This window comes from Corallincola holothuriorum (assembly GCF_003336225.1).
Taxonomy (GTDB): Bacteria; Pseudomonadota; Gammaproteobacteria; order Enterobacterales; family Neiellaceae; genus Corallincola; species Corallincola holothuriorum.
The window spans coordinates 286965-301976 of the sequence record NZ_QPID01000004.1; the positions used below are offsets into that span (position 1 = coordinate 286965).

Here is a 15012-nt window from a genome sequence, read left to right on the forward strand (position 1 = left end):
TTACAGATGCTTATTCAACAGTTACAGCAGGCTCGCTGCGTTAACCCTTTTGAAGAACTTGGTTTGAAGCCTGATCCTGATGGAAAGGGCATGTTACTGAGAGTGTGGCTACCTAATGCCGTCAAAGTTGTTGCCAAGGAACTCTCGACCGATAAGTCGCTGGGTGAAATGACAGTCGTACATGAAGATGGGCTTTTTGAATTGGCGATGCCACGTCGGAAAAAGTTCTTCTTTTACAAACTCGATGTCACCACTGACAGTGGCGAATACACTAATGTTTACCCTTACCAATTTCAGGAAGTGGCTTATGCCGAGATTGGCGAAGCTTATTCGACGCCTGAAGCCCATTATAATCGCATGGGTGCCCACCCCATGGATGTTGATGTCGGTGGTGGAAAAAGTGTTCACGGCGTGCGTTTTGCCGTGTATGCACCAAACGCATCCAGTGTCTCTTTGATTGGTGAATTCAATTATTGGGACGGGCGCTGTCACCCTATGCAGCAGACAACGAACGGATGCTGGGTGCTGTTTGTGCCGGAGATTGATGCTGGCTACAAATATAAGTACGAGATTAAAGATCCGTTAGGCAATCGTCTGCCCCATAAAGCTGATCCTGTTGGCTTCTATGCGGAGCAATACCCATCGCACTCTTCTGTTGTTTATGATCATGATGCTTACCAATGGAATGACCAACAGTGGATAGAGGACAACCTGGATGATAAGCGTTTTCGTCCATTGTCTATCTATGAAGTACACCTAGGTTCATGGCGGCAGAAAGTTGAAGCTGATGGTCGCGCTCGTTCGTTAACCTATCGTGAGCTTGCTGAGTATTTGATCCCGTATGTGAAAGATATGGGCTTTACCCATATTGAAGTGCTTCCTGTTTCTGAGCATCCATTCTCTGGTTCCTGGGGGTATCAACCAGTCGGGCTATTCGCCCCGACATCGCGTTTTGGTACACCTGATGATTTTAAGTATCTTGTTGATCAGTGCCACCAGAATGGTATTGGCGTGATCGTTGACTGGGTGCCTGCACACTTCCCTGAAGATAGCCATGGTTTGGCTCGTTTCGATGGGACGCATCTTTATGAATATGCGGATCCACGCAAGGGTTGGCATCCAGATTGGAATTCATGCATTTATGATTTTGGTCGTGATCATGTTCGCCAGTTTTTGATCTCTAATGCGCTTTTCTGGCTGGAAAAATTCCATGTTGATGGCCTGCGTGTCGACGCCGTCGCATCGATGCTTTATCTGGATTATTCCCGTAACGCCGGCGAATGGATCCCCAATGTTGATGGTGGCAACCATAACTACGAAGCGATTAGCTTGCTGAAGTGGTTCAACGAAGAAGTTTATAAGAAGTATCCTCATGCCATGACATTGGCTGAAGAGTCAACGGCTTTCGCTGGGGTTTCGCGCCCGACTTTCGAAGGCGGACTGGGCTTTGGCTTTAAATGGAACATGGGCTGGATGCATGACAGTCTGCATTACATCAGCAAGGATCCAGCTTATCGCAAGTATCACCATGGTGAGCTGACCTTCTCAATGGTTTATGCCTACGATGAGAACTTTGTATTGCCTCTGTCCCATGATGAAGTGGTGCATGGTAAGGGCAGTATCTTGCGGAAAATGCCAGGTGATGAGTGGCAGGCTGCGGCGAATATGCGCGCTTATATGGCCTTCATGTACGCCCACCCGGGTAAAAAACTCAATTTTATGGGTAATGAACTTGGCCAGGCTGAAGAGTGGAATCATGACAGTTCTGTGCAGTGGCACCTACTGGACTATCCAAAGCACAGCGGTATTCAAAATCTATTTAGAGATTTGAACCATGCTTACCGTGATACGCCAGCTATGTATGAGCTGGACACTAGTCATGAAGGCTTTGAATGGGTGGACCATGAAGATGCCGATAACAGCATCGTGTCATTTATCCGTAAAGCGAAATCGATAGATGAAGATGTGATTGTCATTTCTAACTTCACTCCAATTCCTCGTGATGGTTACCGTTTGGGAGTTAATCTGCCCGGCCGATACCAGGTTATTGTCAATAGTGATAGCGAGTATTACTGGGGTAGTAACTACGATTGTGGGGAATTTTTCGAAACAGAAGAGATGCCGTGGCATGGTCGTGAACAATCTCTGATGATTAACTTGCCAGCACTGTCTACACTTTATCTGAAAAGGGTAAAGTAAAATAACTCGCAGTATTGAGGCCACCCTAGGGTGGCCTTTTTTATTTTGGGGAGGCGAATATGGATATGGCCGCTAAACGATCTAAAGATACAAAGGCGTGCTTGTCGACAATGACGACAGGGGTGCCGCAGCCATTAGGAAGCTCTTTGCAACAGAATGGTTGCAACTTCTCTGTGTATGCTCCTGATGCTGAAAAGGTTGAATTGTGCTTGTTTAACGAGGCGGAAGAGGAGGTTTGCCGCCTCTCCATGCCTGGTAAAACAGGCGCTTTCTGGCATGGTTTTGTGCCCGGACTATTGGCCGGAGCACTTTACGGTTATCGCGTGCATGGTCCAGATAATCCCAAACCCGGCACTGCTTTTGATGGCACCAAATTGCTTATAGATCCTTATGCCAAGGAGCTTAATCGCCCAGTCATTTGGCATCCAGATCTGTATCAGGGTGACAGTCAATTTATGGTGCCCAAAGGGGTTGTCATTAATGATGATTTTGATTGGCAAGGCGTTAGCAAACCCAGGATCGCAGACCATGAGCGGATATTGTACGAATTGCATGTAAAAGGTTTTACCAGGCTAAAATCCAAGTTACCTAAATTACAACGTGGTACCTATTTAGGTTTGGCTCACACGGAAACTTTAAAGTACCTAAAATCGCTGGGGGTAACCTCATTACAGCTGATGCCAGTGGCGAGCTATATGAGTGAGCCAAGGTTGCAGGAGATGGGGTTAAGCAATTTCTGGGGTTACAACACGATTAACTTTTTCGCTCCTGATGCCAGGTATGCTGCGGATAGTCCGGTGGTTGAGTTTAAGACCATGGTTCGTGAGCTGCATAGAAAGGGGATAGAAGTAATACTGGATGTTGTCTTTAATCACACCGCTGAAGGGGGGGTAGGGGGCCCAACCATCTCCTTTAGAGGGCTTGATAATCGTGGTTTTTATCTGTTTGAGCACCAGCACGGTGAGCCCGATTATGAACGTAGTGTCAACAACACGGGATGTGGTAATAGCGTTAATTTCGATAATCCCGAAACCCTGACCATGGTGCTTAACGCCTTACGTTATTGGGCGACAGAGATGCAGGTTGACGGTTTTCGTTTTGATTTGGCGGTCAGTTTGGCCAGAGAGCATGGTCAATACAAACACAGCTCCGCCTTTTTTAAAGCTATTTATCAAGATCCTGTATTAAGTGAATGCGTGCTGATTGCTGAGCCTTGGGATATAGGGGAGGGGGGATACCAGCTCGGTCAGTTCCCCGAGCCTTGGCTGGAATGTAACGATCGTTATCGCGATACGCTACGCGCCTTTTGGCGCGGAGATGCTGGTTATATTGGCGACTTCGCCACTCGGGTGGCAGGCTCTAGGGATATTTTTTGTAAAGGCGTCAGGCCTGTCAATGCGTCAGTGAATTTCATTACTTATCACGATGGTTTTACCCTCGAAGATACTGTTTCTTATGCTGAACGGCATAACTTGGCTAATGGCGAGAACAACCGTGATGGTCATAGCCATAATTTGTCATGCAATCATGGTGTTGAAGGTGAGACAGACAAAGCCGATGTCTTAGCCGCGAGGCAGCAACACAAACGCAATTTGTTGGCTTCGTTACTGCTTTCTGTCGGCACGCCGCACCTACTTGCGGGCGATGAAATCGGTAGAACACAACAGGGCAATAACAACGCTTATTGTCAAGATAATGCGCTTAACTGGCTAGATTGGCGCTTGATTGACGAACAGGGCACATTATTGCGTTATGTGCGTAAATTGATCCAGTTGCGGAAAAAATTACCGATACTGACGGCGCTTAACCTGCACGATGATCACTATTGGCACAACAGTTACGGGCATGAACTGCATTGGCATAAACCCGAAGGGGGGCTGCTGCATGAAGCTGATTGGCATGAGCCTGCCAATTGTGTGTTGGGGTTAGAGGTATTTGATCACGGCAATACGCATCACCCTGATACACAACGCATATTTCTAATGTTTAATGGCAGCCAATATCCGATCAGCTTTTTATTAATCGAGTTACCTAAAGGTCAGTATTGGTATCGAACGTTGGATACGGCTTCGGATGAGGGCTTAGCAAACAACCGGAGGATCCGCGCGCAACGCTATCTTTTACAGCCGCACTCCATCTCTTTACTGGAAAGGAGATTTATCAACGGCAGTTGAGTCTATATAATCGACCCTCTTTTGCCGACATCAACCGCTTTACCGGTCCTAAACAAGGAACTTTTTGCATGAGCGATCAACAACCACTTTGCGATATAGGCTTTATCGGCTTAGGCGTGATGGGGAAAAACCTAGTTCTAAACCTCGCTGACAATGGCTACAAAGTAGCTGCATTTGACCTTGATAAAGATAAGGTTGATGCAGTGCTGGCGGCAGAAGCATCGGAAAGAGCTGAGGGGATCGAGCAAAGGGTCTTTGGTTGTTCAGAGATGAACGAGCTGGTGACGAGGGTGAAAAAGCCCCATCTATTCATTCTATCTGTACCAGCCGGAGAAGCTGTCGATCGTGTTTGTAGTGCGCTGCTCGCTGCAGGTGTTGGTGCCGAAGATGTCATCATCGATACTGGCAACAGCTTATGGACAGATACGGTTCGGCGCGAAGCTAGCTATCGCGGTCAATTTGTATTTTTCAGTACCGCAGTGTCTGGTGGCGAAGTCGGGGCTCGTTTTGGTCCGTCGTTGATGCCTAGTGGTGATAAGAAAGCTTGGGCGATGATTGAGCCGGTACTAGAAGCGATCTCTGCCAAAGTGGACGCCAATAGCGGATTACCGCTGGAGCGCACGCAGCCGGGTCAAGTGATCACTGAGGGTGAGCCTTGTGCAACCTACATTGGACCTGCAGGCGCGGGCCATTATGTGAAGATGGTGCACAATGGTATTGAATATGCGGATATGCAGTTAATTTGTGAAGCTTACCATCTGCTCCGTGATGCTCTGGGCATGACTGCTAAAGAGATTGGTGAGATTTTTCAGACTTGGGACAAAGGTGTCCTAAATAGCTATCTGATGGAGATCAGTGCCGAGGTATTGCTGCAGGACGATCCGGAGACGGGTGCGCCTTTGGTTGAAATGATCCTGGATAAAGCGGGTCAAAAGGGCACAGGGTTGTGGACCGCTGTCAGTAGCTTAGAGCAAGGTACGCCAGCCCCCACCATCACTCAGGCGGTATTTGCTCGAGCCTTGAGTACGTTGAAGTCTGAACGTATCGCAGCAGCAGAGGTGTTGCAAGGGCCGAAGAGTGAACCGGTATCTGAAGCGGAAAAGCAGGCTTTTATTGAGTCACTCCATGACGCCCTATATTGCTCGAAGATCTGTGCTTATGCACAGGGGTTTGCATTGATGGCGTCAGCGTCTGACGAACACGATTGGGGGCTGGATTTTGCTGCAATAGCTAAGATCTGGCGGGCGGGGTGCATTATTCGGGCAGTATTTTTGCAGTCAATCACGCAAGCGTATCAGGCCAAACCTAAGCTAGCTAACTTGCTGTTAGATCCTTTCTTTCAACAACAGGTTGAGCAAAAGCAGATGAATTGGCGTCGAACCGTTGCTAAGGCGACGTTGATGGGCATACCTTGTCCGGCGTTTAGTTCTGCTATTAGCTATTTTGATTCTTATCGTACCGCGGTACTGCCAGCGAACTTACTACAGGGGCAGCGTGACTTTTTTGGTGCGCATACGTTTGAGCGAACGGATAAACCGAGTGGAGAAAAATTCCACCTTAACTGGTCCAGCCCTGCACGGGATCTGACGCAAGTTTAGCGGCCAGATAATTGAAAAAAGGAGGGCTAACTTTAAAAGTTAGCCCTTTTTCTTTGCGCATCATATGAATAACGCTACCATTTCGAAGAGTCTCTACAGGTAGTGATAATGAAGATTTGGGATATTAATCCGGGCTATTTAGGTCGTCAGCAGTTGTTAACAGAACACACTGAGCTGCACTCTCTTGCGCAAGTGATTGAGTCGCAACTCGATGGCGTTGGAAAAATGAACTCAGCGGTGTTGCGTTGGGCTTACCATCCGGCGGCGGTCGCCCTTCGTCACGCTATTGTGGTTGAAGAGATGAAAATGCGCGATATCGAGCATAAAACGCCTATCGCCGTGCCGTCCACTGCCTGTGAGTGGCCGACATTAGAGGGGGATTGGACTGCTGCTACGCAATATGCGGAGTTGGCAGATAAAGGTGTTGCGGGGCGGATCCCTTTGCCTATGTCTTCCGTACAGTTATGGGAGCAACATGCTTACTCGGTGATGGCTCGCGATTTACCGTTATTTAAAGAGTTACAGTCCCAGGTTGAGAGTAAAGCTATTGCCTTTGATGAATTAGCTGATCTATTGGTGGAGACATTGCGACGCCCGTGTCATCAACATCACTGGGATAAAGTCGTCATGGGTATGTGGGAGCCTTGTTTGGTGGCTTCTGAAGCATCTGACTATCGTTCCAGCTTTGGACGTCCCGATCGATTGCTTCGCGGTATACAATATTTGTCGGCTCAGTATCAATGGCCAGAACTTTGGCAGGCAACAGCACTGACAGAACTAGCATGTGCAGTGAGGGTGAATTAGTGAGTGATGGTGAAAAATGGCGGGAGCAGTTAACGCCAGAACAGTTTGCAGTTTGTTGGGAAAAAGGCACAGAGCGCCCATTTAGCGGTGCATTGCTGCATAACTCCGAAACGGGGATATACCACTGTGTTTGCTGCAACAGTGCGCTATTTGACTCAACATCTAAGTTCGACGCGGGTTGCGGTTGGCCAAGTTTCAATAAGGCGTTAGAGGGAGCGGTACGATATGAACGTGATATGACCCACGTGATGATCCGTACCGAGATATTATGCAGTCAATGTGGATCCCATCTGGGTCATGTGTTTGATGATGGCCCCCAGCCTACCGGTCAGCGTTATTGTGTTAACTCACTGTCTTTGGATTTTGCGAAGGGTAAAGGTTAAATTTTGGGTTCCGGCAGGCTAAATTTTCCCTCTTTTAGGGTGTCATAAATCTCTTCTGCTCTTTGGTCTAGTGCTCTGCGTTGCTCTGTGTTGACCCTTAAATATCTACTGTTTGCTTCGATATCTATAGATTCAACTTCAGCCAGTTCGCCTATCTTCATCCATAGGTAGGCGAGTTCATTTTTCCGTTGCTGGGTAAAAATGGTCGCTAACATAGTGATGATGCTGGCTTGGTACTTGGTTTCCCCTTGGCTCAGGTAAAGCGCCTTGTATAGCTTGTTAACTGCGACTTGTGGCTCGCTCTTGCTATATGCGCTTGCGAGGCGCATTTGCATGTCAGTGCGCTCTAGCAAGCCTTTTGCATCTTGCTCTAACAAAAGTTGATGCGCTTTCTTATCACCGTGTCTGCTCCAGTGGTAATAGAGTAGATCGGAAGTTGTATCCCCTTCGGTTTCTGCACTAACTTTCTCTATCTGTGCCAGTGCCGCGAGATAACCATTGACGCGCTGTGTTGTTTGCTCTTTGTTGTTGCTGTGCTGGATTTGGGAGGCGCGCTCTATACAGTCACGGTAGTCCTCTAGATGCATCAATAGTTGGTATCTATTGTCACCTGAGGGAGAGACTTGGACTTGATAGCGTTGCTTGATAAGGTCGGCGCGCTCATATCTACACCAGCCGTCCTTATTCAGATCGTCACATAGTTCTGGGAATTTTTTGCATATGCCCCTTACACTCCCTAAGTCCTCACAGGAAGAAAGTAGCATTACGCAAGCGATGACTAAAAACTGACGAAAATACATGGCGACTCCGAGCTGAATACGCCGCAACATTATGGCATATCAACTCTAAGTAATTGTTAATGTTTTCCTTACTTAGGAACCTATTCTGTTAACTAAGGTCAATTATGTTTCAACAACGAACAATTATTGACCCAAACAATAGGGATTTGTCACCCGCTATCGCTAATTCTATATTGATTGGTGATATCATTGGCTTATAAGACAAATAGTAGACCCTTTGGGTCTTTAAATGAAAAAAGTCGTGTTCTTCTGCGAAGGACGCGAGCTTTTTGTTATCCCTAATCTAAGCTTGTTCAAAATAGCTTTTTCACGTTTAGTCCTATCGAGGAGATAAGCTGCATGCCTGGTTTTGAGTTATTCGGTCCCGAAGAGCAGAAAGAAGTTAAAGACGTAATGGAGCAGGGGTTCACCTTCCGTTACAACTTTGATGCCATGCGAAACGGTCATTGGAAGGCACGCGATATGGAGCAGATGCTCCAGGAAAAGATGGGTGTTAAACACGCGCACCTACTATCCAGTGGTACCGCTGCGTTACAGACCGCTTTAGCTGCATCGGGCATTGGTGCCGGTGATGAGGTGATTGTACCGCCGTTCACTTTTGTTGCTTCCGTCGAAGCTGTCATTATGGCCGGTGCTGTCCCCGTCTTCGCAGAAATTGATGAAACTCTATGTTTATCTCCCGAAGGGATTAAGGCCGCCATTACGCCACGTACTCGCGCGGTTAATTTAGTACATATGTGTGGCTCCATGGCGAAGATGGACGAGATTAAAGCTATCTGTAAGGAACATGATCTGGTTCTGATGGAAGACGCTTGTCAAGCCATTGGTGGTAGCTACAAAGGTCAGATGCTAGGCAGTATCGGTGATGTAGGTTGCTTCTCTTTTGATTCGGTGAAGACCATTACGTGCGGTGAAGGTGGCGCGGTTATCACCAACAATGAGGCTATCTATAATCATAGCCACATGTTTACTGACCATGGTCACGATCATGTGGGTAGTGATCGTGGCGCTGAAAGTCATCCCATCATGGGCTTGAACTTCCGTATCTCAGAGATGAATGCGGCCGTTGGTGTGGCGCAGTTACGTAAGCTGGACAAGATTGTTGAGATCCAGCGCCGCAATAAGAAGCTGATCAAAAGTGCGATGGCGGATATTGCTGATATCAGTTTTAGAGAGATCCCTGACGAGTCTGGTGATTCAGCGGGCTTCTTGAGTTTTATGCTTCCTACAGAAGCGCGTGCGGTAGAGATTAACCAAAAATTAGCTGAAAACGGCGTAGATGGTTGTTTCTATTGGTATGTGAACAACTGGCATTACTTGAAAAACTGGTCGCATATTCAAAATCTAAAGTCACCCGCCAAATTGGCGATAGAACTCTTACCAGAGCGTCCTGACTATACTCAAGTCTCCACGCCTAAGTCTGACGCTATCATGAGTCGCACGATTTCGATGTTGATTAAGCTGTCTTGGAGTGAAGAAGAGATCGCGCAACGTATAGAGAACATTAAGAAAGCTTTTGCCTAAAACGGTGACGGAGCCTACACCATGAGTTTTAAGAATTTTAAAGTTGTACCAAAAATGATTTTTGGCCGCGGGTCATTTGCTCAGCTGGATGAGGTTTTGGCTGAAGAGCGTAAGCAAGCCAATGACTTCGTTGTGTTTCTGGTTGATGACGTGCATAAAGATAAGCCGCTAGCTGACCGTGTGCCGGTAAAGCCACAAGATAAGCTTATTTGGGTTAATGTCGATGATGAACCATCCACCAAACAAGTGGATGAGTTAACACTGGAAGTGCAGGCGCATAGCGATTCTCTTGCTGTCAGCGTGGTTGGTATCGGTGGTGGCTCTGCTATGGATTTAGCTAAGGCCGTGGCGCTGATGTTAACCAATGAAGGTGGCTCTGCTAAGTATCAAGGGTGGGATCTGATTGAAAACCCTGCTGTACATCATATCGGTATTCCTACGCTATCTGGTACCGGTGCTGAAGCATCGCGCACCACGGTACTGTGCGGACCTGAACGTAAGCTCGGCATGAACTCTGATTACACTGTATTCGATCAGATCATCATGGATCCCGAGTTAATTAAAGATGCGCCGACAGATCAGTGGTTTTATACCGGTATGGATTGCTATATCCACTGTATCGAGTCGCTGGAAGGTACTTATCTGAATGAGTTTTCCAAAGCTTACGGTGAGAAGTCATTAGCACTTTGTCGTCAGGTCTATTTGGATGATCATCCTGAAAGTGATGATAAGTTGATGATGGCGTCGTTTATGGGTGGCATGAGCATCGCTTATAGTCAGGTTGGCGCATGTCATGCGCTGTCTTATGGTTTGTCGTATGTGCTTGGTTATCACCATGGGATAGGCAACTGTATTGCCTTTGATGTACTTGATGAGTTTTACCCTGAAGGGGTGAAAGAGTTCCGGCAGATGATGGAAAAGCATAACATCACACTGCCGAAAGGGATCTGCAAAGATCTGCCTGACGAAACCATCGCAAAAATGGTTAAAGTTGCCAAGAGCCTGGGGCCATTGTGGCATAACGTTTATGGTGATGGCTGGGAAGAGAAGGTGACTGACCAGTTGCTAACCGATCTGTATCGTCGCATTTAGTGAGCGGTATTATTCTTATTTGAGCCACGGCATGAAAAGTGTCGTGGCTCTCTTTCTATCAGGTAGATGAAAATGAGTGTAACCGTATTAATCCCTGCGCGTTATGGCTCTAGCCGGTTTCCTGGCAAGCCGTTGGCAATGATCCATCATAAACCAATGATACAACACGTTTATGAGCGTGCTTTGCAAGCCAAGTTAGTTGATGAAGTGTATGTCGCTACTGATGATGACTTGATTAAAAATACCGTAGAAGGATTTGGCGGCAAGGTTGTCATGACCAGTGCCGAAGCTGCATCGGGTACCGATCGTATTGATGATGCGGCAACTCGTTTAGGCTTGGTTGATGACGATTTGATTATCAATGTACAAGGTGATCAACCGCTAATTGATCCCGCATCAATAGATCAGGTCGTTGCGCTGTTCAACGATGGGGCTGCTGATTTTGAGATGGCTACCTTGGCCTATCGCATTACCAATCTCGCAGAGCGAGATGATCCCATGCACGTTAAGATGGTATTTGATAAGCGTTTTAATGCCCTCTATTTCTCGCGTTCATGTATTCCGTTCAACCGCGATGGCGATGAGGATTATCCGGTTTATAAGCATCTAGGTGTTTATGGCTATACCCGTCGTTTTGTTAAGGCTTTTGGCAAATGGCCGGTTAGTGAACTGGAGCACTTGGAGAAATTGGAGCAGCTAAGGGCACTAGAGTTTGGTGAAAAAATCAAAGTCGCCGTGGCTGCATCTGATTCGCCAGAAGTGGATACATTGGAAGACATCCGTAAATGTGAAGATGTACTGAACAGCCAAGAGTAGCCGTTAACTACCGCAGATGTAAAAAAGCCGAGCATGTTTTGCTCGGCTTTTTATTAACGTTGAATGACTGTTTAGCCGCCCCAGGTATCTCTTAGCGCGACAGTGAGGTTAAACACCAGTCCATCTTCGCTTGAGTCTTGGTTGTCGGCACAGAAGTAGCCTTCACGCTCAAACTGGTAAGCTTGTTCAACCTTGGCCATTTTAAGCGACTGTTCAGCAAATCCTTGCTTAATTACCAAGGACTCCGGGTTTAATACTTCATGGAAGTCGTCGGCTGCAGCAGGATTAGCTACCGAGAACAAACGGTCGTAAATGCGAAACTCTGCAGGCACGGACTGTGTTGCAGATACCCAGTGGATAACCCCTTTAACTTTACGACCATCCGCTGGATTAACACCCAAGGTCTCTGGATCGTAGGTACAATGGATCTCTTGGATTTCTCCCTTGTCGTCCTTGATAACCTCATCTGCACGCACCACATAGGCATTACGCAGACGAACCTCTTTTCCGAGTACCAGACGTTTATATTTCTTGTTAGCTTCTTCCCGGAAATCTGCACGGTCAATAAAGATCTCTTTAGTGAACGGCAGTTGGCGGACACCCATGCTTTCATCTTTGGGGTGCACCGGCGCACTGAGCATTTCGTTATGCTCTGGAGCTAAGTTACTGATAACCAGTTTTACTGGGTCAATCACTGCCATAGCCCGTGGGGCGCTGTGCTCAAGATCTTCACGGATACAAGCTTCTAACATGCCGATTTCAATCATGTTTTCTTGCTTGGTGATACCGATGCGCTTGCTGAACTCTTGAATCGACCCAGGTGTGTAACCGCGACGACGTAAGCCTGCAATTGTCGGCATACGTGGGTCATTCCAACCGGATACCAGCTTCTCTGTCACCAGCGAGTTAAGCTTGCGCTTAGACATTACTGTGTATTCTAGATTCAGACGAGAGAACTCATACTGACGCGGGTGGCAGTCGATGGTGATGTTGTCGAGTACCCAGTCATAAAGCTGGCGGTTATCCTGAAATTCTAATGTACACAGAGAATGGGTGATCCCCTCCAACGCATCAGAGATGCAGTGGGTGAAATCGTACATAGGATAGATACACCATTTGTCGCCAGTTTGGTGATGATGGGCAAACTTCACTCGGTAAAGCACTGGATCACGCATACACATGACCGGTGATGCCATATTGATCTTGGCTCTAAGGCAGCAACTACCTTCTGCAAATTCACCTGCACGCATCTTTTCAAACTGGGCAAGGTTTTCTTCCGGTGAAGTGTCACGATATGGGCTGTTCTTACCAGGCGCCGTTAGCGTGCCGCGATATTCACGGATCTCATCAGGTGATAATTTATCAACGTACGCCAAGCCCTTTTCAATTAGCTCGACGGCATACTGATAAAGTTGATCAAAGTAGTTTGATGAATAGCAAATCTCGCCATTCCATTGGAAGCCTAACCAATTAACGTCGTCCATGATTGAATGAACGTAATCGATTTCCTCTTTCTCTGGATTGGTATCATCAAATCGCAGGTTACATTGCCCTTGATAATCTTGCGCAATACCGAAGTTCAGACAGATCGATTTAGCGTGCCCAATATGCAAGTAACCATTGGGTTCGGGAGGAAATCGAGTGTGTACCGAATTGTGTTTACCTGACGCCAGATCTTTGTCGATGATCTGACGAATAAAGTTACTCGGTTTGGTCGTGACGGCATCCGCCTCTGACATGGAAAAGACCCCTAATGCTCAAAGTGACAGTTTAACCGGTCTATGATCCATGATTGTGGGCTTTAACTCAATAAAAATAGGGTAATGGTGCCGAATAGTGGCTAGAAGTTTGTAAAACGACGATGGCAGATCCTATCTACCATCGTCAATCAGCGATTATTGAATGTTGATATCGAGCTCTTTCACCAGTTCAGGCTTAATCAGCGTGGTTTCTGCTTTTATTGGGCTGAGCAGCTCGGTTTTCGCTTGGAACATCCGTTTGCCTTCAGCAACCTGTGCTTTTCTGGCGCGCTCATACCAACCATCTCGCATAACGTGCAGCAACGGCATATGTAAGCGCTGAGACTTGCGTTTCGCCTCATATTCGACGTTTATTTCTCGCAATGCGTCATCAAAGGCTCTAACAAATGCAGCGAGTTGTTCATCTTCATGATGCCCCACCAGCTCTAAGCGGAGTAGGTAGCGACTCTCTTCTGTATAGGCCTCAGCTTTGAAATGCTCCGCCAATACACCGCTGCTGATACTGGCTTTTTGCACCGCGTCTATCACCTGATTGACACTCAGCTTTTCGCCGGTGATATTGGTCATACCGCGTCCCTTTCTAAGGAAACGTATCTTAGGCGCGTTTTTATAGAAGCCCTCAACCGTTATTACGTCATTGATATCATAGCGGTAGAGTCCACCCGTGGTGGTTAGGAAAATATAGTATTCACCGCCAGTTTTAAGGCCATCGATGGTGATGAAGTTCCATTGGCTTGGATCATTCGGTGCGTTGAGTACGTCGTCTGCTTGTACAAATTCATAGAAATTAACATCTAATGCCAATGGCCCTGCACAGCCCCTGTCTGATAACGGTACCGAGCAACGAGCTTCACTGGATAAGAAACCCCAATCGCGAATTTGCTTTGGCGTGTTACCGTCGGGATCGAACCAGCTGGGAAATTTATCCAAATAGTGGCCAACGGTACCGCCTTTCCAACAACCGATCAGAGCCAACTCAGGCCAGTAATCACCGGGAAGTAATCGTCCATCTCGCTTGTCATGCTGCTGCTGTAAAAATGCAGCACGGTTTGGGTTGGGTTCAATCTTGGCTTCTAATGCCTGGCGTAATTCTGCCGCCATTTTGAATTTATTGTTGAGCGTACCCTGGCGGATATCATCTATTAGCAGCTGACCGTATTCGTCAGCTTTTTCGCACATCTTCAGGATGGAAGAGGGGTTAGCGGTTGCCAGTAGTGAAACCTTTTCACTGAGCGCAAAACGCATTAATGCGTAGTATTTTGACTCGTAATCCTCAATTTCAAACACTTCATAGGGGATGGCATATATCTTTTGCACGATCCCTGGCATCTGCCGGTAAATGTGGCCGGAGGTAGAGCCGAAGCTCAATCCTGATTCGGTATAGCCCTCAATGGCAGGGGAGACTAAAGAAACAATTTTTCCAGCATAAAGATCAGGGTGTGCCCGTTTAGCGTGATACATCCATGCTCGCATCATGTCAGATGATGCGGCGCGCTGACAGCTTGGGGTCACTGGAATGAATTTAGCCTTACCTGTGGTGCCACTGGTTTGAGCGAACATCACCGGCGATTCGGCAGTAAGAATATTGCTTTCACCAGCCGTCATTCGTTCGATTTCTGGGCGGATATCTTCATATGAAACGAGAGGTAATGCCGCTTGGTATTCGGCGATGGTGTTAATTTTCGAAAAGCCGTAACGTTTACCGTATTCGGTTTCGGCATTTTGCTTGATGATCCTGTTGAGTAGGGCTTTTTGCGTATCTAAGCCTCCTTCAGCAGATTTACGAAAACGGCTGGCAGATATTTTTGCCAAGAAATGAATGATGTAACCGATCATAGTGCTTGTCACTCCTTTAATTTGTG

General features: G+C 47.1%; 11 protein-coding genes. 8 read left to right on the top strand and 3 right to left on the bottom strand.

Going from position 1 to position 15012, the window contains the following annotated elements:
• Positions 1-6: 6 nt before the first annotated feature.
• The 5 genes from glgB to msrB all read left to right on the top strand — a co-directional run bounded on the left by glgB (position 7) and on the right by msrB (position 7158).
• The gene (gene glgB / locus DU002_RS08875; RefSeq protein WP_114338013.1) at positions 7-2199 is read left to right on the top strand and encodes a 1,4-alpha-glucan branching protein GlgB; all 2193 of its coding nucleotides are present in this window, start codon (positions 7-9) and stop codon (positions 2197-2199) included.
• A 59-nt stretch (positions 2200-2258) separates the two neighbouring features.
• Positions 2259-4373: a glycogen debranching protein GlgX gene (glgX, locus tag DU002_RS08880; RefSeq protein WP_233496455.1), complete on the top strand. Its 2115-nt coding sequence runs from the start codon at positions 2259-2261 to the stop codon at positions 4371-4373.
• A gap of 68 nt (positions 4374-4441) precedes the next feature.
• Positions 4442-5971 (top strand): NADP-dependent phosphogluconate dehydrogenase, encoded by a 1530-nt coding sequence (gndA, locus tag DU002_RS08885; RefSeq protein WP_114338015.1) that lies wholly within the window; start codon positions 4442-4444, stop codon positions 5969-5971.
• 108 nt (positions 5972-6079) lie between these two features.
• The gene (locus DU002_RS08890; RefSeq protein WP_114338016.1) at positions 6080-6775 is read left to right on the top strand and encodes a pyrimidine dimer DNA glycosylase/endonuclease V; all 696 of its coding nucleotides are present in this window, start codon (positions 6080-6082) and stop codon (positions 6773-6775) included.
• Positions 6754-7158: a peptide-methionine (R)-S-oxide reductase MsrB gene (gene msrB / locus DU002_RS08895; RefSeq protein ID WP_114338017.1), complete on the top strand. Its 405-nt coding sequence runs from the start codon at positions 6754-6756 to the stop codon at positions 7156-7158. The genes DU002_RS08890 and msrB overlap by 22 nt, the downstream gene beginning before the upstream one ends.
• On the opposite strand, the gene DU002_RS08900 is transcribed toward msrB, so the two are convergent.
• Entirely contained in the window at positions 7155-7988 is an 834-nt protein-coding gene (locus DU002_RS08900) for a DUF2989 domain-containing protein (protein ID WP_114338018.1), read from the bottom strand. The genes msrB and DU002_RS08900 overlap by 4 nt on opposite strands.
• Positions 7989-8297: 309 nt before the next feature.
• On the opposite strand from DU002_RS08900, the gene DU002_RS08905 reads away from it, so the two are divergent.
• The 3 genes from DU002_RS08905 to kdsB all read left to right on the top strand — a co-directional run bounded on the left by DU002_RS08905 (position 8298) and on the right by kdsB (position 11390).
• Positions 8298-9482 carry a DegT/DnrJ/EryC1/StrS family aminotransferase gene (locus tag DU002_RS08905; protein ID WP_114338019.1) on the top strand — a complete coding sequence of 395 codons (1185 nt, stop codon included), beginning with the start codon at positions 8298-8300 and terminating at the stop codon, positions 9480-9482.
• A 21-nt stretch (positions 9483-9503) separates the two neighbouring features.
• Positions 9504-10574 carry a 3-deoxy-alpha-D-manno-octulosonate 8-oxidase KdnB gene (gene kdnB / locus DU002_RS08910; protein ID WP_114338020.1) on the top strand — a complete coding sequence of 357 codons (1071 nt, stop codon included), beginning with the start codon at positions 9504-9506 and terminating at the stop codon, positions 10572-10574.
• A gap of 72 nt (positions 10575-10646) precedes the next feature.
• On the top strand, positions 10647-11390 hold the full coding sequence (gene kdsB / locus DU002_RS08915) for a 3-deoxy-manno-octulosonate cytidylyltransferase (RefSeq protein ID WP_114338021.1): 744 nt from the start codon (positions 10647-10649) through the stop codon (positions 11388-11390).
• A gap of 71 nt (positions 11391-11461) precedes the next feature.
• On the opposite strand, the gene glnS is transcribed toward kdsB, so the two are convergent.
• Positions 11462-13129, bottom strand: coding sequence for a glutamine--tRNA ligase (gene glnS / locus DU002_RS08920; RefSeq protein WP_114338022.1), 1668 nt, complete (start codon positions 13127-13129; stop codon positions 11462-11464).
• A 156-nt stretch (positions 13130-13285) separates the two neighbouring features.
• On the bottom strand, positions 13286-14986 hold the full coding sequence (locus DU002_RS08925; RefSeq protein ID WP_114338023.1) for a GH3 auxin-responsive promoter family protein: 1701 nt from the start codon (positions 14984-14986) through the stop codon (positions 13286-13288).
• Between the last annotated feature and the right edge of the window lie 26 nt (positions 14987-15012).

Coding starts and splice junctions, on each gene's coding strand:
- glgB (WP_114338013.1), top strand. CDS start 7: ATGCTTATTCAACAGTTACAGCAGGCTCGCTGCGTTAACCCTTTTGAA.
- glgX (WP_233496455.1), top strand. CDS start 2,259: ATGGATATGGCCGCTAAACGATCTAAAGATACAAAGGCGTGCTTGTCG.
- gndA (WP_114338015.1), top strand. CDS start 4,442: ATGAGCGATCAACAACCACTTTGCGATATAGGCTTTATCGGCTTAGGC.
- DU002_RS08890 (WP_114338016.1), top strand. CDS start 6,080: ATGAAGATTTGGGATATTAATCCGGGCTATTTAGGTCGTCAGCAGTTG.
- msrB (WP_114338017.1), top strand. CDS start 6,754: ATGTGCAGTGAGGGTGAATTAGTGAGTGATGGTGAAAAATGGCGGGAG.
- DU002_RS08900 (WP_114338018.1), bottom strand. CDS start 7,988: ATGTTGCGGCGTATTCAGCTCGGAGTCGCCATGTATTTTCGTCAGTTT.
- DU002_RS08905 (WP_114338019.1), top strand. CDS start 8,298: ATGCCTGGTTTTGAGTTATTCGGTCCCGAAGAGCAGAAAGAAGTTAAA.
- kdnB (WP_114338020.1), top strand. CDS start 9,504: ATGAGTTTTAAGAATTTTAAAGTTGTACCAAAAATGATTTTTGGCCGC.
- kdsB (WP_114338021.1), top strand. CDS start 10,647: ATGAGTGTAACCGTATTAATCCCTGCGCGTTATGGCTCTAGCCGGTTT.
- glnS (WP_114338022.1), bottom strand. CDS start 13,129: ATGTCAGAGGCGGATGCCGTCACGACCAAACCGAGTAACTTTATTCGT.
- DU002_RS08925 (WP_114338023.1), bottom strand. CDS start 14,986: ATGATCGGTTACATCATTCATTTCTTGGCAAAAATATCTGCCAGCCGT.